The organism is Brevibacillus borstelensis (genome assembly GCF_003710865.1).
GTDB classification, from domain to species: Bacteria; Bacillota; Bacilli; order Brevibacillales; family Brevibacillaceae; genus Brevibacillus; species Brevibacillus borstelensis.
Genome location: NZ_RHHO01000011.1, coordinates 21,450 through 43,225, shown reverse-complemented (window position 1 = coordinate 43,225; position 21,776 = coordinate 21,450). Strand labels below are relative to the sequence as shown.

21 protein-coding genes are annotated in these 21,776 nt (G+C 54.6%); 2 read left to right on the top strand and 19 right to left on the bottom strand.

The window, feature by feature from the left end; translation table 11 throughout:
• Window positions 1-8: 8 nt before the first annotated feature.
• From EDM54_RS05055 to EDM54_RS04980, 16 genes are all read right to left on the bottom strand, one after another.
• The gene (locus tag EDM54_RS05055) at window positions 9-1,607 is read right to left on the bottom strand and encodes a response regulator (RefSeq protein WP_031931871.1); all 1,599 of its coding nucleotides are present in this window, start codon (window positions 1,605-1,607) and stop codon (window positions 9-11) included.
• The gene (locus tag EDM54_RS05050; RefSeq protein WP_031931872.1) at window positions 1,579-3,447 is read right to left on the bottom strand and encodes a cache domain-containing sensor histidine kinase; all 1,869 of its coding nucleotides are present in this window, start codon (window positions 3,445-3,447) and stop codon (window positions 1,579-1,581) included. The genes EDM54_RS05055 and EDM54_RS05050 overlap by 29 nt, the downstream gene beginning before the upstream one ends.
• A 5-nt stretch (window positions 3,448-3,452) precedes the next feature.
• On the bottom strand, window positions 3,453-4,286 hold the full coding sequence (locus EDM54_RS05045; protein WP_003388939.1) for a carbohydrate ABC transporter permease: 834 nt from the start codon (window positions 4,284-4,286) through the stop codon (window positions 3,453-3,455).
• Entirely contained in the window at window positions 4,286-5,170 is an 885-nt protein-coding gene (locus EDM54_RS05040) for a carbohydrate ABC transporter permease (protein ID WP_039070491.1), read from the bottom strand. The genes EDM54_RS05045 and EDM54_RS05040 overlap by 1 nt, the downstream gene beginning before the upstream one ends.
• 107 nt (window positions 5,171-5,277) lie before the next feature.
• The gene (locus tag EDM54_RS05035) at window positions 5,278-6,660 is read right to left on the bottom strand and encodes an extracellular solute-binding protein (protein WP_051925342.1); all 1,383 of its coding nucleotides are present in this window, start codon (window positions 6,658-6,660) and stop codon (window positions 5,278-5,280) included.
• 105 nt (window positions 6,661-6,765) lie between these two features.
• A complete protein-coding gene (locus EDM54_RS05030; protein WP_122957881.1) occupies window positions 6,766-7,416 on the bottom strand; it encodes a hypothetical protein in 651 nt (216 codons plus the stop codon).
• 382 nt (window positions 7,417-7,798) lie between these two features.
• The gene (locus EDM54_RS05025) at window positions 7,799-8,866 is read right to left on the bottom strand and encodes an NAD(P)H-dependent flavin oxidoreductase (protein ID WP_039070493.1); all 1,068 of its coding nucleotides are present in this window, start codon (window positions 8,864-8,866) and stop codon (window positions 7,799-7,801) included.
• Window positions 8,867-8,886: 20 nt separating this feature from the next.
• Window positions 8,887-9,549, bottom strand: coding sequence for an NUDIX hydrolase (locus EDM54_RS05020; RefSeq protein ID WP_174768848.1), 663 nt, complete (start codon window positions 9,547-9,549; stop codon window positions 8,887-8,889).
• Between the two features lie 125 nt (window positions 9,550-9,674).
• A complete protein-coding gene (locus EDM54_RS05015; RefSeq protein ID WP_024983911.1) occupies window positions 9,675-10,058 on the bottom strand; it encodes a VOC family protein in 384 nt (127 codons plus the stop codon).
• 91 nt (window positions 10,059-10,149) lie between these two features.
• A complete protein-coding gene (locus EDM54_RS05010) occupies window positions 10,150-10,935 on the bottom strand; it encodes a DeoR/GlpR family DNA-binding transcription regulator (protein WP_024983910.1) in 786 nt (261 codons plus the stop codon).
• Window positions 10,936-11,210: 275 nt separating this feature from the next.
• Complete coding sequence (gene phnW / locus EDM54_RS05005; RefSeq protein ID WP_122957880.1) at window positions 11,211-12,353, bottom strand: 2-aminoethylphosphonate--pyruvate transaminase; 1,143 nt, start codon at window positions 12,351-12,353, stop codon at window positions 11,211-11,213.
• Window positions 12,350-13,147 carry a phosphonoacetaldehyde hydrolase gene (gene phnX, locus EDM54_RS05000; RefSeq protein ID WP_024983908.1) on the bottom strand — a complete coding sequence of 266 codons (798 nt, stop codon included), beginning with the start codon at window positions 13,145-13,147 and terminating at the stop codon, window positions 12,350-12,352. The genes phnW and phnX overlap by 4 nt, the downstream gene beginning before the upstream one ends.
• 100 nt (window positions 13,148-13,247) lie before the next feature.
• A complete protein-coding gene (locus EDM54_RS04995) occupies window positions 13,248-15,008 on the bottom strand; it encodes a putative 2-aminoethylphosphonate ABC transporter permease subunit (protein ID WP_371862572.1) in 1,761 nt (586 codons plus the stop codon).
• Between the two features lie 77 nt (window positions 15,009-15,085).
• Window positions 15,086-16,135, bottom strand: a complete 1,050-nt coding sequence (locus EDM54_RS04990) for an ABC transporter ATP-binding protein (protein ID WP_122957879.1) — start codon at window positions 16,133-16,135, stop codon at window positions 15,086-15,088.
• Between the two features lie 13 nt (window positions 16,136-16,148).
• Complete coding sequence (locus tag EDM54_RS04985; RefSeq protein WP_031931879.1) at window positions 16,149-17,237, bottom strand: putative 2-aminoethylphosphonate ABC transporter substrate-binding protein; 1,089 nt, start codon at window positions 17,235-17,237, stop codon at window positions 16,149-16,151.
• A gap of 270 nt (window positions 17,238-17,507) precedes the next feature.
• A complete protein-coding gene (locus EDM54_RS04980; protein WP_003388924.1) occupies window positions 17,508-18,026 on the bottom strand; it encodes a DJ-1/PfpI family protein in 519 nt (172 codons plus the stop codon).
• A gap of 141 nt (window positions 18,027-18,167) precedes the next feature.
• On the opposite strand from EDM54_RS04980, the gene EDM54_RS04975 reads away from it, so the two are divergent.
• On the top strand, window positions 18,168-18,551 hold the full coding sequence (locus tag EDM54_RS04975; RefSeq protein WP_003388923.1) for a winged helix-turn-helix transcriptional regulator: 384 nt from the start codon (window positions 18,168-18,170) through the stop codon (window positions 18,549-18,551).
• A gap of 80 nt (window positions 18,552-18,631) precedes the next feature.
• On the opposite strand, the gene EDM54_RS04970 is transcribed toward EDM54_RS04975, so the two are convergent.
• Entirely contained in the window at window positions 18,632-19,105 is a 474-nt protein-coding gene (locus EDM54_RS04970) for a DinB family protein (protein ID WP_003388922.1), read from the bottom strand.
• Window positions 19,106-19,249: 144 nt separating this feature from the next.
• Here EDM54_RS04970 and EDM54_RS04965 point away from each other — a divergent pair, with 144 nt between their 5' ends.
• A complete protein-coding gene (locus tag EDM54_RS04965) occupies window positions 19,250-20,167 on the top strand; it encodes a LysR family transcriptional regulator (protein ID WP_024983904.1) in 918 nt (305 codons plus the stop codon).
• Between the two features lie 112 nt (window positions 20,168-20,279).
• On the opposite strand, the gene EDM54_RS04960 is transcribed toward EDM54_RS04965, so the two are convergent.
• Window positions 20,280-20,984 (bottom strand): aspartate/glutamate racemase family protein, encoded by a 705-nt coding sequence (locus tag EDM54_RS04960; RefSeq protein ID WP_003388920.1) that lies wholly within the window; start codon window positions 20,982-20,984, stop codon window positions 20,280-20,282.
• Window positions 20,985-21,028: 44 nt separating this feature from the next.
• Complete coding sequence (locus tag EDM54_RS04955) at window positions 21,029-21,766, bottom strand: PIG-L deacetylase family protein (protein ID WP_122957878.1); 738 nt, start codon at window positions 21,764-21,766, stop codon at window positions 21,029-21,031.
• Window positions 21,767-21,776 lie beyond the last annotated feature (10 nt).

Below are 21,776 nucleotides of genomic sequence, written 5' to 3'. Positions count from 1 at the left end.
CCACTCCCTCATTCTTTTTGTGCTGCCTGCTCGCGGTATTCCGACGGCGTAAGTCCGATGTTCCTTTGAAATACTTTGGAAAAATACCGCCGGTCCGGATAGCCCACTTCCCGGCTGATTTCATGAATGGTTTTTCCGCTCATGGACAGGAGAAAACGGGCACGCTCCATTCGCTGCTGTGTCAAATACTCGACAAAAGTGAGCCGCGTATGCTGCTTGAACAAAAGGCTGAAGTAGCTGGAGCTGATGCCGAGATGCCCGGCCACCTCTTCTACGCCCAAATCCCGGGTGAGGTGCTTTTGGATGTATTCCATCGCCCTGATCATCAGCACGTCGCCGGTCTTCTTTTTTACGCTTTCCCGGATGCTGTCCTCCAGGACCTGATGAATGACCTGCAAAAGCTCCCTGATCCCCTGCGCCCGCTCCAGCTTCATCCAGACCAGCTCCTCAAGCTGTCCGGTGATAATCTGCATGTCCTTCATCTCCCGCACCAGATGGAGCAGATAATAGCGCAGGATTTGCTCCGTCCGCGTCAGCGAATATCTGGACGTAGGCTGCAGGTCATCTCGCATGCGGGAAAGCGTCCGCTTGATCGAGGCCAGGTCATGCCGCTTCAAACCGGACAGCAGCTCTTCGAGAAGACTCCACCAGTTGTACCCGGTGGCGCTTTCTTGCGATGTCTCCGGCTCTACAGCAAAAATCGCCTTCTCGTGACGTGCGAGATCGAAGTGAATCGCTTTTTTCACCTGCTGGTAGACAGCGGAAAGCTCCGGCACGGCAACAATTTCCGTATAGTAGCCGACGCTGATCGAGAAAGCGAGGTGTTGGGAGACGGCCTTTTGCAGGCGGCTTGCCCAGGAGCGTATCTCCGCTTCCTCCAGTGGACTTTCTCTCAACGCCAGCAAACACCATTCGCCCTCGCGCATTGTCAGGACCAAGGCACTCTCTTTTCCCACAACCGAGGAAAAGCTGTCGCGGAGCACGTTTTGCACGGAAAAATTCCACAGGTTGCGTTCCTCATGGCTCCAGTGACGAGCAAGCTGCGGGTAATCGTCCAGATCGGCGACGAACACTGCATATTTCTCCCCCCACGTCTGCGTTTTCCCCGTGATTGTGTAATGGCTATGCCCTGCCGCTTGCCCCATCAGCGCATCGAACAAGTACTTTTGCTTGGCCAGCTCGGTAAACTCCCGCCACACTTTTTCCTCCAGCAAGCGGGCCTGCTTGCGCTGGCGGATTTCCCCGCCTACCCTCTCGATCACCTCATGCAGCTCCTGATAGTTGATCGGTTTGACGATGTAGTCCTTGACACCGTAGCGGATCGCCGAGCGGGTGTACTCAAAATCGGTGAAGCCCGTCAGCATGATCACCTCGCACGCCTCTCCCGCGTCGCGAATTTCCTTGACCAAAGAGACTCCGTCCATGATCGGCATGCGAATGTCGGACAAAATCAGATCAGGCCGATGCTCCTGAAAGGCGGCCCATGCTTCGGCCCCGTTTTGCGCCAGGGAGACGACCTGCATATCCAGCATCTCCCACGGGATGACCATGTTCAAATTTTTCAGAATATGAATCTCATCATCCACCAGCATGACGTTCAGCCTCATGCAACTCCTCCTGACTGTACTTCGGAATCACGCACCGCACCGTCGTCCCTTCGCCCGGCATGCTGCACAGAAAGAGTCCGTACGCCCTTCCATAGGAAATCCGTATCCGGTCAGCGACGTTGGCCACGCCCAGGCCCCGGCGGTCCGAGCGTCCCTGCAAAGAGACATTTTCCGCGTTCCGGTCCCTCGCCAGACGGCCGTCTGTAGCCCCCTTTGCCTGCCCTTCCGCTTGCTTCCTCATGCCGGACTCAGCCAGCAGGGCCAGTTGGTCTGCGGTCATTCCCTTGCCGTTGTCGCGGACAGTGAGAACAATCGAGTCCTGTCTCTCTTCCGCTGTAATGGAGATGAATCCGGGCCGGCTGATTCCCTCGAAGCCGTGCTGGATGCTGTTTTCTACGAGCGGCTGCAGGGTTAGCTTGAGGATCGAGTACTCATACAAATGAACAGGTATCTGAATTTCGTAGGAGAACAGATTTTCAAACCGGAACGATTGAATTTCCAGATAGCTGCGCAAATGCTCCAGCTCGCGCCTGATCGGGATGTGCTCCCGGTCGCTGATGCTGATGCGGAGAATATTGCCCAGCCGGTAAATCATCTGGCTTACCCTGTGCCCTTCATTCTGGATCGCCAGTACATTGATCGACTCCAGCGTGTTAAACAGGAAATGCGGGTGAATCTGTGCCTGAAGCAGTGCAAGCTCCGCCCGCTTTTTTCGCTCCTGCTCCCGCTTCACCTCCTCCAGCAGATGCTGGATCGTTCCGACCATGCTGTTGAACCCTCCGGCCAGCCTCGTCAGCTCGTCGTCCCCGGACGGCTTTGCCCGAACGGTGAGGTCCCCCCGCTCGGCCCGCTTCATCAAACGCACGATCTGAATGATCGTCTGGGTGATTCTGTTGACGAACAGCATGTTGAAAAGGAGTGCGGCGATCAGGGAAAGCAGCAAGACCCCGCCGACCCAGCGGGCAATCGTCGTACTGTCATGGGAGACAGTCGCCCAGGAAGCGACGGAAACGAGGTACCATTCGCTCGCGGGCAGCTTGTAGACAGAAAAGAGGCTGTCCTCGTCCTGCAGCATGCCCCGATAGCTCTGATACTCCAGATCCGGCTGAAACGGAGCTGACCTCAAGAGGTTGGTGCCGCCCAGCTCCGTTCGCGAATCGTACAGAACCGCCCCCTGCTTGTTCGCGATCAGATAGCGGCCGTTCTGCCGATAGGACAGCGGCGTCTGGGAAAACATCCGGTGCAGCTCGTTTATTTTCACTTCCATCAGAAGAATGGCCCTGTCGTCAAAGTTGTTCATGTCCTTGACGAGACGCACCTGCGTAAATACCTTGTCGTTTGCGCTCAGATCAGGCTGTTCATACGGACCTATCCACACGGGGTGGCCGTTTTTCTCGATGACCTGCCCGACAATCGGATGATGGATAAATGTCTCGTACGGAATCGTCTGCCCCTGCGGGCGAAACGTTTTGAACATGCGCCCATCGAGCCGGTACAACGCTACGTACTGCACAGCCGGGTGGATGAAAAAAACGCGGCGCAGTGCCATCTCCGCCTCGTTCGTCTCCAGAAGCTCGTTGGCCTGCGAGGTTGAGTTGGCCGTGAGAAACGGCTGGAGGGCAGGGCTGGTGATCCCGGCATCGGAGACATTGCCAATCTCCGATAAAACGTACTGGAGATTTCTGCCCAAAGCCTTCAGCGTCTCTTCCGTATGCTCGCCGTAGCGCTGCTGAATGGCGTTTTGCGAGAGAACATACGTGACTGCCCCGAGCAGGCAGAGCGGGATGATGATAAATCCGATAAACGCGACAATCAATTTATGGCGCAGGTTACGCAGCATACGGCTTATCCTTTCACGCTGCCCGCCGTTACCCCCTCAATGATTTTTCGCTGCAAAAAGAGGTACACGATCACGACGGGCACGACACTGTACATGACCGCCGCGGACAGCAGCGCGTAGTTTGTCTGAAACGCATCCTTGAACACGGACATGCCGACAGGGAGGGTCCGCAGCGTTTCCTTGGAGAGAAACAGCAGTGCCATGATGAATTCGTTCCACACATTGATAAAGTTGAGAATAAATACGGTCACGATCGCCGGCATCGTCACCGGAAGGATGATCCGCACAAACAAGCCGAACGCGCCCAAGCCGTCTACAATCGCCGCTTCCTCCAGCTCCCTCGGGATGGCCTTCATAAAAGCCGACAGGATAAAGATCGTGACGGGCAGAGCGAATGTGGCGTTGATCAAAATCAGGGACAAGTGCGTGTCGATCAGCTTCATCTCCTGCAGCAGCCGGTAGAGCGGGATGAGCAGCGCCCCGCCCGGAACGACCAGACCGAGCAGAAAAAACTGATAGACCCAGTTGCTCAACCGGGGGAAATTCATCCGCGTGATGGCAAACGCCGCCGCCGAGCCGATGATGACGATCAAGATGCAGGAGACTGTGCTGATGTAGAGACTGTTGAAGAAATACGTGCTCACTTTCGCCGTCTTCCACGCTTCCACGTAGTTTTGCCACTGAAAGCTCGACGGCAGTCCCCAGGGGCTTTCTGTAATTTCCCGCTGCGTCTTCAATGACGAGATCGCCAGCCAGACGAGCGGATACAAGGTGACGAGGACGTATACAGTCAAAAGCATGTGGGGAATGACATTCCGGCGGTACAGCCAGGTGCGCATCAGAGCTCCACCTCCTGCTCTTTTTTGTTGGCCCGCTGGATGATCCAGGCAAACAGCAGCGTGAGCAGAAAGATCACGACGGCAATCGCGCTTCCATAGCCGTATTCGTATTCGCGGAATGCCTTCGTGACCATGTAGGTGGCGAGCACATCGGTCGTCTGAAACGGTCCGCCTTCTGTCATCACCATGATGATGTCGAGCGCCTTCATCGAGCCGGAAACATTGAGCAAGAAGATGACCACCAGGACGGGCCGGATCAGCGGCAGCGTGATAAACCACGTTTTTTGCCAGGCATTGGCCCCGTCAATCTCCGCCGCCTCCGTCAGCTCACGCGGCACTCCCAGTATCGCCGCCAGCACCAGCACGACGTAAAAACCGGTCCATTGCCAGGCATTGGCGACCAAAACGCTGATCATCGCCCACTTGGGATCCGACAGCCAATACTGGGTCAGGGAGTCGAGCTTCAGCAGGCGCAGAAAATTGTTCAGCAGCCCTGCGTCCGGATGGTAAATGTAAAGCCACAGGACCCCTACCACCGCCGTGGAGAGAACGGTCGGGAGAAAGACGCCGGTACGGTAAAAGGTTTGAAACCGTCTCACCTGGCTCAAGAGCAGAGCGACAGCCACGATGATCGGCATGGAGATGAAGGTGCTGAACAGGATGAAGGACACGTTGTTGTAAAAGGAGCGTCGAAATACTTCATCTTCGAGCAGCCCGGCGAAGTTGTCCAGTCCGACAAAGGTCATCTCCGTCACGCCGTCCCATTGGAAAAAGGCGTAATAGAGAGACTGTACCAGCGGAATTCCCATAAATACAACGTACAACCCAATTGCTGGTAGCAAAAACATAAGAAAAAGCCACGGCCTTGTCAACACGTTGTTCATTTTATGCCTCCATATTCACCAGTAAGCATGATCGGGTAAGAGAGGGAGCCACTTGACTGGGCGAAGTGGCTCCTCTTTTCATGCTGATTTATGGCCTTTTGGAATGCTTATTTGCTCTGATTGGCCTTGTCCTGCTCTTTTTGCAGACGCTCTGCTACCTGCTCCGGCGTTTTCACCTTGCCGATCAGCTCCTGCAGGGAATTTTCCACGGCAAGCTTGACCGGCGGCTGCACGACAGCATCATACGCTCTCCAGGTGCTGCTGGCGTTGTTGATCGTCTGGATGACCTCGGTAATCAATGGATCGGCACCGGACAGATCGCTCAGCTTCATCGACGGGAGCACCCGATCCTCGACCAGCATCCGTTTTTGCACCTCTTCGTTGAAATGCTCCTTGATAAAGGCATAGACCATCTGTTTTTGCTCCTCGGTCAGGTCTTTGGAGAAGCCGAAGCCGTTGGAGTAACCAGCGTTGATCGAGGTCTGGTCGCCCTTTCCTCCGCTGACCGCCGGGAAGGGGAAGAAACCGATCTGCCCTTTCAGATCGCCCGCCTCGTCGCCGCTGTAGCGAGTGGCATCCCAGCTTCCGGTGAAGACCATGCCGGCCTCTCCGCGCAGGAACTGGGCTCCCTGATCGGAGTATGGCAAGCCGAGCGCCCCTTTGGTAAAGTAGTCGGCATTCACCAGGGAGGCATAGTCGGAAAGTGCCTTCACCATTTCCGGATCAGTCCACTTGTGGGTGCCGCTGACCAGCCCTTCGATGGCCGGCATCCCGGCATTTCGTTCCAATATCGTGTTGAACAGCATCGCGTTGACCCAGCCGTCCTTGGCCGCCAGGGCAAGCGGCACTTTTCCCGCTGCCTTCAGCTTTTCATTTACAGCGATAAATTCATCCCATGTCTTCGGGACGCTGAGACCCAGCTCGGCAAACAGCTTTTTGTTGTAGAAAAATCCTTCGGCGTACCCGCCTATCGGCAGACCGTAGACGCGGCCGTCGACCGTGAACTCTTCGAGGTTGACAAACTTGTCTTTCAAGCCCGATTCGACCAGAAAGTCAGTCAAATCAAGCAGTCTTCCTGCCTTGACGTACAGCTTCGTATCGGCTCCGCCAAACATCTCGAAGATTTTCGGCGGATTCCCTGCCGCCATCTCCGCCTTCAGCTTTTGATCGCGGTTGACGTTTTCATCCATGCCTTCCAGCTCGATTTTCAGACCCGGATTTTTTTCTTCTGTCTTTTTGACGACATCTTCCAGAATCTTCAGTCTTGTTTTGCTGGTCTCCTTGATTTGCGTATGTCTGAGCGAAAGGGTGACTTCCTTTTTGACAGCGCTTCCAGAATTGTCGGCAGGTGTCGTCGAACCTGCCGGCGCCTGCGGCTGTGTGCTTGTGCTGGCACCGCCGCCGCTGCTACAGGCGGCGACGACCAGCATCGATGACATCAACAACAGGGCTCCCGCCTGTTTCCATGCATGTTTCATTGCCTGTTTCACTTCAGACCCCCCTTTTTTCCTGATTTTGCCTTTGTACGATCATTATAGATTTGAAAATTTTTGGCAGGTAGGTCGAAATTTCTTTACAAACAGGGGGAAAAAACTCTACGGCGCTGGTGTTTCCTCAGACCCGGCCGACATGAAAACGAGCAATGCCCATTTCGCATTTTTTAATGATTCCGGTGTAAAATCAACGGTCTTGATGACTTGTTCATCAGTCGCCTGCATGCCCCATACCGCGGCACGCTCGCCTTCCTGCAAATTCAGCTCTTCTGCCAGCTCGATCGGACTGCTGGCGACCTGCTTGGCATCCACGACCCAATCAAGCTGACTGCTGGTTGAGCCGTTTTTATCGATGAGGGCAACCGTGATTTCATAATGCGTCTTGTTCGGGTCCTCTCCCTGGCTGCCCTTTACGGAAAAGATCGCTTCCCCGTCAAAGCTGTATTGCTCTTCTTTGCCCTCTTTTCCATCTTTGTCCCTGATGCTTTCCCCAAGCTCTCCGAGGGTCTGCGTCTTTTTGCCGTATTCCCATACTTCCAGCGTAGTTTTGATCTCGTTGCTCTTTCCGCGATATTTTACTTGAACCGCGCCGGACATCAGTCCCAAGAACGGTTTGAATTTTTGCGCATCGCCTGCAAATAAATCGACCGGCTTCACTTGCATGGCTGCCTCCGGTGCCTTCTCTACCGGCGTGCAAGCCGCTGCCGAAACGGCCAATCCAGCTACAAGAATAAGTCCGAGCCATTTTTTCATCGACTTTGTCTCCTTTGTCTCCCGTAAATCTGTCCACAAGAACGAATCCATTGTAACCAATAACCATCCGCGAAACAATTGACCGATGGCTGAGAGTATGTCGGATTTGCCGGCAGGGAATTAGAAAACTTGGCTACGCCAAGCTTTTTGGCGTGGTCTTAGTTGCACTTATACTTTCACCCTCTATCGCGTTAGCGAAATTAGACTTTTACAAAGTAGAAAAAAGCTTCGCCTGGTCAATCGGCGAAGCCATTGTATTCGTTGTCCGATAAATCCTTGCCCGATAGGTCCAACAGTGAGAACCCGAGAGACTTTCGGGACACCGGCCACCATCCTTACAATTTTGCATCCGCCGCCGGCTGACAGCTCAAAAAAGGGTGGCTCACCGCTTCCCCAACAATTCTTCCGTCTCTTCCACCAGCTTGCGCACCAGCTCTTCCGCACTCATCGCTCTGCCCAGCGCCCCGGCCTGCCCGGCCCACATCGAGAGAAATTCGCTTCTCTCCTGCTTGGATGCCGCTTGGCGGATATCGCGGGTCAAAGCGTTTTGCACCGGATACGCCGGGATTTCTTCCGTGTACGGGGCGAGCAGCTGCATGAACTCATTGGTTACGCCGCGGGCCGCCTTTCCGGAAAAGGCCATGGTCAGGACCGTTGCCTCGTCACTGGCCGACAGCACCGCCTGCTTGTGCAAGCGATGGGCGCCGCTCTCTTCCGTCAACAGAAACGCTGTTCCCAGTTGGGCGGCCTGCGCTCCCAGCATGAAGGCAGCGGCGATTCCTCTTCCGTCCATAATGCCGCCAGCGGCAATGACTGGAATGGAAAGCCGGTCTGCCATTTGCGGAACCAACGCCATCAATCCGACGAGATTGTCCGGCGAATCCGGCAAAAACGAGCCGCGGTGCCCGCCTGCTTCGCTTCCCTGGGCCACCACCATGTCCACGCCGCTCGCTTCCAGGGCCACGCCCTCCCGTACTGTCGTGGCTGTGCCGATGACGACGATTCCGCGCTGCTTGCACGCAGCCATCCATCTTTTGTCCAAAAGGCCAAAGGTAAAGCTGAACACAGGCACCCGCTCTTCCAGCACAGCGGCCATCTGCTCTTCAAACGGCTCTGCTACCTTTCCCAGCTCCGGGTCCTCGGGGATGCCCAGACGGCGCCTCGTTTCATTCATAATCTGCCGGACTGCTTCGCCCGGGACTGTTTTGCCTGTCTCTTCTTCCGGAATGAACAGATTGACGCCAAATGGCTTGTCGGTCAGTTCGCGAATGGCCCGAATCGCTGTGCGAATCTGCTCGCCGCTCATATAGCCCGCTCCCAGCGTGCCCAGTCCGCCAGCCTGAGAGACGGCTGCAACCAGCTGCGGAGTCGTCGTTCCTCCCGCCATCCCCGCCTGGATGATCGGCAGTTTGATTCCGAGTTTGCTTGTCACTTCGTTGCCGGTCCACATACATGCTCGCTCCTCTCTGGTCATTCCAGCTCTTTTGCCCGTCGCAGCAAATCGATAAAATGAGTCAGAATCCGTGCTGTCATCCCCCACACGACCCGTCCCTTAAGCTGGTAGAAGTAGTGGGAGACAGAGCCAAACCGCCACGGGTAGTCTTCTCCGCCCGGTATGAGGTGGTAGGGGTAATCCGGGCCAGGCTCGACCCGTATTTTCGCCTGGTAGATATCAGGGCTTGTTGCAAGCAATTCTGCCAGCGGCACCAAAAACACTTCGCCTACTTCCGCAGGATTCGGATGCAGCTCCTCAAGGGAATCCAGAAATCCAACGAAGGGGTATATACAGGATGCAGGGGTGACCAGCGTATCGAGCATGCCGACGAAATGAATTTGTTCCAGAGGCAATCCCAGCTCCTCGCTCGTCTCCCTGCGTGCGGCATCCCACTCGGACGCATCCTCCGGGTCGATCCGGCCGCCGGGAAAGCAGATTTCCCCGGCTTGTCTGCGCATCGTTGCAGCCCGTTTTTCAAACAGCACACACAATTGCCCATCTTCCCCTCTGACCAGCGGGACCAGTACGCTGAAACGGGAGAAATCCTGTTCTCCCATAATTCCCGGCCTGTGCTTGCCCAGTACCGCTTCCACTTCGGCAATCGTTTTGTCCATATTCCTGTTTGTTCCGTCCACCATTTGATTCAAGCCTCCATTTCATGCAGCCTGAAAAACATGGGTAATAGAGCTGGGACGATCATACTCCACCCCGGTTACAAGCCGTTCCTTTCTGTCTGTCCTGCTGTGATCGTAATGACCTGCAGCTAGGCCTCTATGTAAACCGATATTTCAATTAAATTTTGATCGGGATCGCGCAAATAGACCGAGCGGATCTTCCCGACAGCACCCGTTCTGTCTACCGGCCCTTCCAATATCGGGACTCCGCACGTCTCCAGATGTGCCATGACCTGCTCCAGCGGAACAGAAGCGATCAAACAAAGATCGGCAGAACCCGGAACAGCTTTGTTGGCCTTGGGCTCAAACTCTTGCCCGGCTTGATGCAGATTTATTTTTTGCCGTCCAAACTGCAACGCAAACCTCCCACCGCCAAACGTCACAACCGTCATGCCCAGCACCTTTTCATAAAATGCACAGGTTGCCTCTACATCTGCTACGGTAAGCACAAGATGGTCCAGTCTGTCTATCATCTCTCTTCCTCCCATCGCGGTTCGTGGCCCAAAGAAAAAGACGAAGTCTCCTAGTTTCAGGATACCACGTCTCTTTGATTTCGTTTACCTGTTATTCCGCTTTTATCCATGCTACACGGTTCATCTCAAGGTCGGACAGCCATTCCTCCGGCGCCGCTTCATCACAGATCACCATGTCGATCGCAGACAGATCGGACACCTGGCACAGGGTGCTCGTACCGATTTTGGAATGGTCGGCCATGACGATCACTTCACTGGCATGCTCGATATACCGCTTGGCAAGCAAAGCCCTCTCCAGCTCGTAGCAGGTGATCCCCCTGTCCATCATGATGCCGTCAACGGACAAAAAGGCTTTGTCCACGTAGAAATTGCTCATCATGCTCTCGGCGAAGGGGCCCGCAACGCGGTGGTGCTTGGCGTTCACTTTGCCTCCGAGAAAAAACAGCTCGGCGGACAGAAGTCCCTGATTTTGATAGCTTACGAGCATGGAAAGAGCAGTGACCGAGCTGGTGATAATGACCAGCTCCTTTCTATCCACGAGGAATTCGATCATCTGCAATGGCGTCGTTCCTTCATCGATAATGATCGTATCCTGATCCTGCACCAGAGCTGCCGCCGCTCGTCCGATCCGCTTCTTTTCCTCGGCTCTGAGCACCTCTCGCGACAGATGGGAAGGCTCAGCCCTCTCCTGCCGCAGCTTCACTGCCCCTCCGTACACGCGCTTCAGCTTCTTTTCCGCCTCCAGCTCTTCCAGATAGCGACGGATGGACTCCGAAGACACCTGCAGCGCCTCCACCAAATCATTGGTGCGCACCTTGCCCTGTGCATCCAGCAGCTGAAGTATGATTTTTTTCCGTTCTTCTCCGTTCAACGACACGCCGTTACGCCCCCTGCCCTGCTCTACCATTTATCCGGAAATTCTTTTTGTATGTTGTCCCGTTCTATCAGATTCTGCGAGACAAGCCAGCACAGCCTTTCTCCGTCCTTGGCCCTCTCGCGATTGAATCGTACCCGTTCAGTTCCATTTTTCCCCTCTCTGAGAATTGTAGAGGAATTGGGCGATACAATCAAGGATTCCTGGCCCTGTCCCGCCGATTTCCTGGAGCCTCGCCAAGTCATTGCCTTATTGCGGCCACGGCCGCCTCTCTCTTCTTACCGCCAATACATACTGGTTTTAACAGCCTGGACCAATCTGTCGATGTCTTCGGCGTACACTTCTCCGATATTCCCGATGCGGAAGGTCTCCGCCTGCGAAATTTTCCCCGGATAGATGACAAACCCGGCCTGTTTCAAGCGTTCGTAAAACGTTTCAAAGCGGAACTCCGGGTGATCGGGATAGCGAAACGAGGTGATGATCGGCGACTGCCAGCGAGCCGGAAGCAGACAGGAAAAGCCGAGGCCCTCCATTCCTTCAACGAGCAGGCGCTGGTTGTCCGCATAGCGCTTGTTTCTCGCTCCGACGCCTCCCTCTTGCTCCAGCTCCACGAGCGCCTGATAAAAAGCCCGAACGGTGTGGGTCGGAGAGGTAAACCGCCACTTTCCGCCTTGCTTTTCCATCGTTTCCCACTGGTCGTACAGATCGAGCGAGAGGGAGCGCGCCTGTCCTTTGCACGCCTCTAGCGACGCCGTTTTGGCGATGACAAAGCCAAATCCGGGGACGCCCTGGATGCACTTGTTAGCGCTGCTGACGAGAAAATCAGCCCCCAGCTCTGCCGCGTCGAGAGGTATTCCGCCGAAGCTGCTCATCGCATCGACGATCAGGATCTTGTTGAAACGCTTCACGGCATGCGCCATTTGTTCAAGCGGATTGAGCATCCCCGTCGTCGTCTCGCAATGAACGACGGCTACATGCGTAATCGCCGTATCTTGTTCCAGCTTTTCCGCGAGGCTGTCCGGGTTCACCGGCTCCATTTCCCCGAAGGCCATCCTCGCCATCGGAATCCCGTGCACGTTTGCGATTTTGGCGATGCGGTCTCCGTAGGCGCCATTGGTCAATACAAGCAGCTTGCCGTCCTTTGGGACAGCCGAGCTGATCACCGCTTCCACGCAAAAGGTTCCGCTGCCCTGAATCAGGACAGACGTATAGCCGTCCGGCTTCGCGGCAGCCAGAGAAACAAGCCTGCGGCGGATGCTTTGGACCAATTGGTTGTAATCGTCGTCCCAGGTGCACCAGTCTCGGAGCATGGCGGCACGGACGCTTGGCGAGGTGGACAGCGGTCCCGGCGTCAGCAGCAGGTATGGATTATCCGGTCCGCTTTCTGTTTTGGCGAGCAGTTTGCTTTTCTTGGCTGTCATGGCTTTTCACCACCCGCCAGACGATCTACGATTTCATCCAGCACCTCGTCCAATTTGCCGATTTCATCAATGATGAAGTGTGCACCCGCCTGTCTGAATCGCTCTGCTGCTTCTGCGGCTTTTTGTGCAAGCAAGACCGGATCGGCTGCTGCCACCTGTTCACGCGACCAGCCCAGCTCGCTCCCGCCTTTTACGACTCCGACCGTCCACATGCCGGCATTTTTGCCCTCCCGTATATCGCTTACGGTATCTCCTACCTTTACCATTGCGCTCATCGGATAGACTCCCAGCAGCTTTGCATTTTCATAACACATCCATGGCTCCGGCCGGCCAGCGGGAACTTCGTCGGAAGCGACAATCGCATCTGGCGCATATCCTCGCTCCCGGGCTGCTGCTGCCACAATCTTCATCATTTCGGCGGTATAACCAGTCGTTGAGCCTATCTTCAAGCCGCGCTCGCGCAGCCGCTCTGCCAATTCCACCGCTCCCGGGACCGGCAGCGCATACTTTTCCAAGACGGTAACCATCATCGGCTCAAACTCTGCATACAGAGCGTCCACATCCGTCTCGTCCGGCTTCTTGCCGTAGAGCTTTTCCCACTGCGTGCAAATCCGCTCCATCCGGCAGATCGCCCGGATGTGATCGCGCTTCAGCAAGCCCATCGGCACGCGGGCCTCCTCCGGCGTGACATCGATCCCCCGTCGCTTGAATACCTCGATAAATACAGCGAGCGGTGCAAAACAACCGTAGTCAATCATCGTTCCCGCCCAATCAAACACAACTGCTTTCAACACATGTTCACCAGCTTTCTCGCGTTATCTCGTACATATAAGTCCTGTCAACCGAACGGCGCTGCTGGATGCAATGCCTTTGTGGACAGCATGTTTTTACACGTTATCTTTCCTGCCATTTGTTTGTCCGCTTTTTCAAAAGAAACGAAATCCACTCTGCGCAGCCGCGGGCAATGATATTGATCACGACGATCAGAACGGACATGGCCGCAGCCGGGGCAACGTCTCCGGCATCGTCCATATTGACGATCGCCACGGAGGCCAGCTTGAAGTCTGCCGCGTAGAGGAAGACCACCGCCGAGATCGTGACCATCGCATTTATAAAAAAGTAGACAGCCATCTCGATGATAGCGGGCAGGCACAGCGGCACAGTGACTCGCCAAAATGTTTTGTACTGGGGAATTCCCATCGATTCCGCAGCCGCTTCAAATTCCGGGTCCAGCTTTTTCAGTGCAGTCGTGGCCGTAATGAAGGCCACGGAGAAAAAGTGAACGACATTGGCCAGCACCAGTATCCAGATCGTTCCGTACATACTGTGCAAAGGATTCGCCGGATTGTTGAAAAAGAAAATGTACGCAAGCCCAATGACCAGGCCCGGCAAAGCGAGCGGCAGCACGGACAAAAAGTAGCCTGCCTGGCGAAGCCTGTTCCATACCTGCATTTTCTCCAGGACGTAAGCCGCGACAAAGGTGAAGACTGTCCCGATTCCGGCCGTCCAGAGGGCGATTTTCACACTGTTGTACAAGGTTTCCATCCCCGCTCCCGCTGCCTGCGAGAAGTCGTAATGGCCGAGAGTAAAGGTCAGGTTATACGGCCATACCTTGATAAACGACGCCAGGACGACCGCTCCCATCAAGAGCAGCAGCAGACTGGTGACTCCCAGGCAATAGAGAAAGAATAGCGTGTCACGAAGCTTGTTTTCCTTGATCTGATAGGGCAGCGACTTGGACGTGACAGCAGCGTTTTGCTTTCGCTGCACGATCCGGTCCACGACAAAGGCCAGCAGGGCAGGCGCGATCAACAAAAGGCCGACGGTCGCTCCCATCGTCATGTTTTGCTGGCCGATCACCTGTTTGTACACATCTGTCGCCAATACGGAATACTGCCCGCCTACGACTTTGGGCGCCCCAAAATCGGTGAATGACAGTGTAAACGAAACAAAAGCCGAGCTGATCAAGCCGTATTTGACGCCGGGGATGGTAACTGTCCAAAACTTTCGCCAGCCTCGCGCTCCGAGGGTATCGGCCGCCTCGTACAGGCGGTAGTCGGCAAAGGCCAGCGAGACGGCCAAAATCAGGTAGGCTTGCGGAAACACGTAGACGATTTCCGCGAGCACGATCCCGGTGGCACCGTACAGCTCCATATCCCAGGAAAACGGCAGCAGCCCGAAAATTCCGGTCGTGATCAACCCTTGATTGCCAAAGAGATAGGTAAGCCCGATCCCGTGCATCATCGTCGGGGCAAACAGCGGCAAGAGAGCAATGGAACGAAACCACGCCTTGCCCTTCATCCTGGTGCGTGTCAAGGCGTAGGCAAACAAAAAAGCGAGCGCAACCGCCAAAATCGTCGTCATGCATGAGATGTACAGCGTATTGGTAAAAGACTGGACGAGCGACGGTGTGGAAAAATAGGCGATGAAATTGGAAAGGCCTGCAAAGTGTCCCTGTTCGTCCCAAAAGGCTCGGACAAACAATGTCAGCAAGGGCCACAGCACAACGACCCCCAGGACCATAACGAGCAAGGCAAGGACGCCCTTTTGCCAGGCTTTGTCGATCCCGCCCCTCTTTATCGCTTTCCCCTGGCTCCCCGCATCGAAGATCGTTTCCTTGCTGGCGCTATTGCGGGCGCTGCTGTCCACATCCATGCGCAGGTCTTCACGGGTCCCCTCCTGCTTGGCCTTGTCCGCTTCCCTTTTTGCGTGCAGCAATGTCTCCATTTTCCTCACCCTGCACCCTTCCAAGCGTCCCGTTCAAATACCAGCAGCTTTTCCAGGGGAAGCTCCAGCAGTACCTTTTGATCACGCTTTACTCTCATTCGCTGCGCCGATGCGGCAGGCAAATCAATCGTCAGGCGAAGAGGAATTGTTGCTTCCTGCTCATCCTGCACTTGCAAAAACAAGCGGTAAAACGAACCGCGGAACTCTACGCTTTCGACGACGGCAGGGATACCGCACTCCGTCTCGTGATCCAGCAGACGAACATGCTCGGGACGAATCGCCAAAAGCGCGTTTGCATCCGGGAGATGACCGACAAAACGGGTTCCCTCAAAAAAGTTGATCGCTCCGATGAAATCGGCGACAAACGGGCTGCCCGGCCGATTGTACACATCTTCCGGCGTCCCGATCTGAACCACCTCCCCGTGGTCCATCACGACAATTTTATCGGCCATGGTCAAAGCTTCATCCTGATCGTGGGTAACCATGATCGTAGTCATGCCTGTTTCTTCATGAAGACGCCGAATCTCGCGGCGGAGCTTTTGACGGACCTTGGCGTCCAGCGCGGACAACGGCTCGTCCAGCAGCAGCACATCGGGGGCGAGCGCAATGGCCCGGGCTAAAGCCACTCGCTGCTGCTGACCGCCAGAGAGCTGGGCCGGATATTTGCCTCCCGCCTGCTCCAGATCGACCATCGCCAGTACCTCCGCCACCTTTTCCTTGATGGCGGTCCGCGTCCATTTTTTCTCCCGCAAGCCAAACGCGACGTTCTCGGCAACGGTCAGGTTCGGGAACAAGGCATAGGATTGAAACATCATCGCGGTTCCCCGCTCCGCCGGGGGGCGGGTGGTAATATCTTGTCCGTGCAGTTCGATGCGGCCTGTCGTCGGCTGCTCCAGTCCGGCCAAAATCCGCAGCAGCGTTGATTTTCCGCAGCCGCTGGGGCCGAGCAGGCAGATAAATTCATGCTGGCTGATGGCAAAGGAAACATGCTCGAGCGCGGTGTACAATCCAAAACGCTTGCTCACGCCCTGGATGGATAAATAGGATTGTGTCATGTTCGCACTCCTCTTAGTTCGCAGGCTCGCTTTTTTGGTTGAAACGCTTCTCCCACTCAGCCAGCACCTTGTCGCGGTTCTCAGCCGATTTTTTCAGGTCGTTTTTGATCAATTGCTGCAGCGGATCGACCGTATAGCCCTCCGGAATCTGGCTGCTTGCCCCTTTGACGCTGACGATGGCAAAGTTCTTGTTGTACTCCTTCATCGCTTCATCAGAAATCGCCCAGTCCAGAAATTGCTTTGCTGCCGGTTTGATCGTTTGCTTTTTCACCAGGGCGTTTGCTTCCACATCCCAGCCCGAGCCCTCTTTCGGGAAGACGACTTCGACCGGCGCTCCCTTTTGCTTTTCGGTAATGGAGCGGTAGCCAAACGAAATGCCGATCGGGTACTCGCCGGAAGCAGCCATTTTTGCCGGCTTGGAGCCGGAGTGGGTATAGACAGCCATGTTTTCATGCAATTTGTCCAGATAGGCCCAGCCTTCTTCCTCGCCCTTCAATTGGAGCAAGGCGGAAACAGTCAGGTAGCCGGTGCCCGACGATGCCGGATTGGGCATGACGATCATTCCCTTGTACTCCGGCCTGATCAGGTCTTCGTAGGACTGCGGAATGGGGAGGTTCTTCTTCGCCAGCTCAACCGTATTCACAGCAAACGCAGTCTCCCAGGCATCTATGCCTACCCAATGGGCCGGCTCCTGCGTGTCTTTGAACTCGGGAGCGACCCGCTCGATTCCTTTCGGCGAGTACCCTTCCAGCATGCCATGCTGATCCAGCACCAGCAGACTGGTAGCCGCTACTCCCCAGATCACGTCAGCCTGCGGATTGTCTTTTTCCGCCAGGAGCTTGGCGGTAATCACGCCGGTAGAATCGCGGACGATATTGATTTTTGTCTCCGGGTGCTTCTGCTTGAAGGATTCCAGATACGACTTGATCTGGTCATCTTCTAACGCCGTGTAGACGGTGAGCTCGGATGAGCCTGATGCTGCACCTCCTGCAGAGACTGTGGATTGCTGTGATTGTGTTTGTGTCCCTGAAGCCTGTCCGCAACCTGCGGCGACAGGAAGCAGCAACAAGGACGCAAGCAAAGGATGGAACCAACGCTTCATATGAACCTCTCCCTCTCTTTTCAGAACCTTTCATCACCTCTCATGATACGGGCTGTTTGTAAATCACGTGTGAATCAAGTATTAAGAAATTGTTTTTACTTTGTTTTTGTTGTTTTTTATTGTAACTTAGTTGGCCAATTAAAGAAAGACCAGCCCCAAACATGCACAAACATGTTTGAAGCTGGCCGATAGCTTGCTGCCTTATCTGGTTTTCGGGAGACAGTCTTTACGTTTTTAACCGGATTTCGACACAAACCTGGACTAGCCAGCTTAGGCCAATGCTTTCACCAGGCTTTGTCCAAATTCCACAGCTCCGTCTGGACCGTCGCTCGTAATCACGTCTTTGTGTGCCACAACGTGCTCGGCTACGTACTCTACGTTGTTTGCAGCCAGCTCGGAGATCATCACGTCAACAGGGTAGCACGTACCTTTGCGCCCGGAAAGCAAGCCTGTCTTTGCGACCACTACCGAACCTGCGCAGATGCCGGAAACGAGAATGTTCTGGTCATACGCTTGTTTCAAATAGCTGATCAGCTCCTGGTTTCCCCACAGATGGTCGATGGTTCCGGAACCGCCAATCACCGCTACGACATCATAGTCGCTTGCCGACACTTCCGAGAAGATGACCTCGGCTTCCGCTTTTCCCGCGTTGTCTCCTGTGATCACACCCGTTTTTGTACTGGCAACGGTCACTTCGATACCGGCTTTTTGCAGTTCTTCTTTCGGTCTGAACAGCTCATCCTCGTTGAAACGGTCTGGTGGTATGATAAGCAATGCTTTTTTCGCCATGATATAATGTCCTCCTTGATCGTGAACAAGTGTTCAAAAGATACTCTCATCCTATCGTCATTTACCCATGGCGGGAAGCATGCACTTTTTTGTTCGATGGTTACAAAAATGTTACTATTGGAGAAGGAGGCGTAGGAAGCGATGTCAGACAAATTGCGAAAAGAAATTCAGGAAAAGCTCAAAAATGGCGATTTCAATTGTGAAAAGGAGCTTACACTGTCCATCATCAGCGGAAAATGGAAGGTCGTCATTTTGTGGCACTTGGGTGTTGAGGGGCCGCATCGGTTTAGCGACCTCCAGAGGCTGTTTCCGAAAATATCCCATAAAATGTTGACCAATCAACTCCGCGAGCTGATGGAAGACGGGATCGTTCATAGAGAGGTATACCCGGAAGTTCCCCCGAAGGTCGAGTACTCCATGACTGAGCTCGGCATGACGCTGCTGCCGATCGTCGAGATGATGTATGAATGGGGAAAAAAGCGGATGGCGGATTTAAAGCAACAGATCCATGCTTCCGAGGTCTAGGCAACACGTCCATTCGTTATAGAAGCATATGAACATGACATGGAAAAACGCTTGGAGACCATCCAAGCGTTTTCTTGCGTTTATTTCCCGTATTGCACGACTTTCAGCAAGCTGGAAATGGTTGAGGAATGCATCGCTTCATGGACGATGGCAAAGTTCACGACCTCGCCGACTGTTGTAAAACGGAGCGGTCCCATTTCCACCGGCGACTTCAGCGGTTCCTCGAGCTTGCCGGGAGCTATCTCTGCGATGCGGGCAAGCTGCTCGGACAAGTGCTCGACAAGCTCTTCTTTTGTTGGAGGCTCAGCGGTCCAATCGGACGGCTTCGTCCCCGTATTGAACAAGGCAGCATACGACTCCGGAAGGCGTGAGGTGTCCGGGAAGCCCAGGGAGAGAAAGGATTCCAGGCAAAAGACGATATGGCCGACATTCCATCTGATCGTATTGGTAAACTGTGGAGGTTGAGCATCGAACAGCTCCTCGGGGATGGATTGAACCTGGTGCAGGACGATTTGCCGAACAGATTTTGCGGTGTTGACAATGTTTTGAGACATAAGACCATTCCTCCATTCATTCTCCGTTATTGACTGTGTGCTTCCTGTCAAAACAACTGTACCCTTTTCAAAAAAACTCTACAATCGCCAGTTTCCGATTATAATGATTACTGAAAGTGATGATAACTGCGGGGAGAGGGATACATGGAGCTGCGACAATTGGAGTACTTTATCGCTGTTTGCGAGGAGATGCATTTTTCCAGGGCATCCGAGAAGCTTTGCACCACACAGTCCAATCTCAGCCAACAGATCAAGCTTTTGGAGAGCGAGTTAGGCGTCCCGCTCTTTGATCGCATGGGTAAAAGAATCGCGATGACAGAAGCAGGGAAAGTGTTGCTGGAACAAAGCCGCCATGTTTTTTCCCATCTTGCCTATGCCCGCGACGCCATTGCCGAAATGAAAAATGTGCAAGGCGGAACGCTCACGATCGGGGTTCTGCCCGGAGATGCGGATCTTCTCTTTGATGCTCTGCTTGTGGAATTCCACCGAACCTACCCGCAATTGTCTTTATCCGTCATCGAATCTACGAAGGTTTTGGAGCAGGTCATCAGCGGCACTATCGACATTGGCGTCACGACCACGCCTCCCCCCGCTGAACGAATGACCGTGCTGCCGTTATTTCACGAAGAATTTGCCTTGGCTATCCGTGCAGACCACCCGCTCGCCAAGGAAAAAGCGATCCCCTTTGCCGGGCTGCAGCACTTGAAAATGGTGATGTTTCCCCCGGATCATCAAGTCAGGCAAGTGATCAGCCGTTATTGTCTCCAGGAAGGTTTCCGTCTGCAGCCGCATATCGAAACGACCACCCTGTCCTCTCTGCTCACACTGGTGGAGCAGGGGATCGGTGCATGCGTACTGCCCCGACTGCTGCTGGAAAATCTCAACCGAAAAGAGATCGCGATCATCTCGCTTCTGGATCCGACGCCTTGCCAGGACATCTGTATCGTCCATCGTTCGGACAGATACATGGGATTTGCAGCCCGAACGTTTATCGATACGTTGACTGCCTATATCCAGACAGCGATCGCCCATACCAAAAAACACTCCAAATCGGTTACATAAGCTGCCGGATAAGGTCAGCAAAGCCTGAGCCGCTTTTCGAACAGGTCGAAAACGCGGACTCTCCATAATCGGCTGCCACAAAAAAGGAGGGGATTGCGTCATCCCCTCCTTTTTATTCGGCATCGTCCCCGAGAGCGTAGCGGACAGCGGCTTCCGCGTGAATCCGGGTGGTGTCAAAAACGGGCACGGCACAGTCTTGCTGCCCGATCAAAAGGCCGATTTCCGTGCAGCCCAGGATGATTCCCTCGGCCCCCTGCTCGATCAGGCGTCGGATTATTTCCAGATACCTGCCTTTCGACTCTTCCCGGATTACTCCCTGGCATAGCTCCGTGTAAATAATTTCATGCACGGCTTCCCGTTCCTCCGCAGAAGGAATGAGCACGTCCAAGCCGTGCTTGTCCCTCAGCCTTCCCGTGTAAAACTCCTCTTCCATCGTAAAACGGGTGGCAAGCAGGCCCACTCTCGTTAAACCGGCAGCCTTGATGGAGTGAGCCGTAGCGTCAGCGATATGGATAAAGGGAAGCGGGACCTGTGTCTCGATCTTCTCCGCGACCTTGTGCATCGTATTTGTGCAAAGCACAATCATATCGGCACCGGCGGCCTCCAGTCTTTGGGCTGCACGCACCATTTCCCGGCCCAGTTCCGCCCATTCTCCCTGATGCTGCAAATGCGCAATTTCTGCGAAATCAACGGAGAACAGCAGGCATTTGGCAGAATGCAAATTTCCTCTTTCCGCCTTTACGGCCTCATTCAGCAAACGATAATACACCGCGGAGGACTCCCAGCTCATCCCGCCGATCAATCCAATCGTCTTCATTAGCCCGCTCCCCCTTCACCAATTTGTTTTCCCTTAGTATAAGTCTACAGGTGGATCAAGGGAATCTCTTTCTCGGGGGAAACCGGAGTGACGGCCCTGCCTCTCTCTCGCACCAGTGTATAGTATTCGTAACAACCGATTACGCTGCTGTCTCCGTTCATTACGCCCGGATAAGCCCGATTGACCGAGTATTCCTGGCTTTGATGGGCACGCAGCGCTTCCGCTTTTTGTTCACGGTATAGCGTGATGTCCACCTTTCCTGTAATGGGGACGGCCGGCCTCGGTCCCTTGTCGGGGCAATGGTCGTAGTAATGCGGAATGGATACGAAATAGAGCGAGGGGTATTCCCCGTTTTGCAGTTGCTGTTCCGCCCGTTCCACTGCGGCAACGGTAGCATTGGAGGCGGCGATATGATCGGGATGCCCGGTCACGCCGTCCGGCGGAAACGTGACTATCACGTTTGGTTTCCAATCCACGATCAACTGGCAAATGCGCTCTGCAAGCTCTTCCGGCTCCACTGCTGACAATCCGCCATCCGGATAACGGAGTAGCTCCAGCTTTCCGATCCCCAAAACGTCGGCTGCACGCGCAAGCTCCTGCTCCCGATGCCGGGCCAGCTCTTCCCGGCAGTTGATGGGAAACGGACCAGGACGCCCCTTGCAGCCGGACGTGACGCAAACGAGACACGTTTCATGTCCAGCGTCCCGGCACCTTGCCAATGTTCCGGCACATGCAAAAGATTCGTCGTCGGGATGGGGAAACACAAACATCCATCGTTTCATACTTTTCACC

Bases quoted from the DNA above. Each gene is read 5' to 3' on its own strand.
- EDM54_RS05055 (WP_031931871.1), bottom strand. From the start codon at position 1,607: ATGAGGCTGAACGTCATGCTGGTGGATGATGAGATTCATATTCTGAAA.
- EDM54_RS05050 (WP_031931872.1), bottom strand. From the start codon at position 3,447: ATGCTGCGTAACCTGCGCCATAAATTGATTGTCGCGTTTATCGGATTT.
- EDM54_RS05045 (WP_003388939.1), bottom strand. From the start codon at position 4,286: ATGCGCACCTGGCTGTACCGCCGGAATGTCATTCCCCACATGCTTTTG.
- EDM54_RS05040 (WP_039070491.1), bottom strand. From the start codon at position 5,170: ATGAACAACGTGTTGACAAGGCCGTGGCTTTTTCTTATGTTTTTGCTA.
- EDM54_RS05030 (WP_122957881.1), bottom strand. From the start codon at position 7,416: ATGAAAAAATGGCTCGGACTTATTCTTGTAGCTGGATTGGCCGTTTCG.
- EDM54_RS05025 (WP_039070493.1), bottom strand. From the start codon at position 8,866: ATGTGGACCGGCAACGAAGTGACAAGCAAACTCGGAATCAAACTGCCG.
- EDM54_RS05020 (WP_174768848.1), bottom strand. From the start codon at position 9,549: ATGGTGGACGGAACAAACAGGAATATGGACAAAACGATTGCCGAAGTG.
- EDM54_RS05015 (WP_024983911.1), bottom strand. From the start codon at position 10,058: ATGATAGACAGACTGGACCATCTTGTGCTTACCGTAGCAGATGTAGAG.
- phnW (WP_122957880.1), bottom strand. From the start codon at position 12,353: ATGACAGCCAAGAAAAGCAAACTGCTCGCCAAAACAGAAAGCGGACCG.
- EDM54_RS04995 (WP_371862572.1), bottom strand. From the start codon at position 15,008: ATGGATGTGGACAGCAGCGCCCGCAATAGCGCCAGCAAGGAAACGATC.
- EDM54_RS04990 (WP_122957879.1), bottom strand. From the start codon at position 16,135: ATGACACAATCCTATTTATCCATCCAGGGCGTGAGCAAGCGTTTTGGA.
- EDM54_RS04985 (WP_031931879.1), bottom strand. From the start codon at position 17,237: ATGAAGCGTTGGTTCCATCCTTTGCTTGCGTCCTTGTTGCTGCTTCCT.
- EDM54_RS04980 (WP_003388924.1), bottom strand. From the start codon at position 18,026: ATGGCGAAAAAAGCATTGCTTATCATACCACCAGACCGTTTCAACGAG.
- EDM54_RS04975 (WP_003388923.1), top strand. From the start codon at position 18,168: ATGTCAGACAAATTGCGAAAAGAAATTCAGGAAAAGCTCAAAAATGGC.
- EDM54_RS04970 (WP_003388922.1), bottom strand. From the start codon at position 19,105: ATGTCTCAAAACATTGTCAACACCGCAAAATCTGTTCGGCAAATCGTC.
- EDM54_RS04965 (WP_024983904.1), top strand. From the start codon at position 19,250: ATGGAGCTGCGACAATTGGAGTACTTTATCGCTGTTTGCGAGGAGATG.
- EDM54_RS04960 (WP_003388920.1), bottom strand. From the start codon at position 20,984: ATGAAGACGATTGGATTGATCGGCGGGATGAGCTGGGAGTCCTCCGCG.
- EDM54_RS04955 (WP_122957878.1), bottom strand. From the start codon at position 21,766: ATGAAACGATGGATGTTTGTGTTTCCCCATCCCGACGACGAATCTTTT.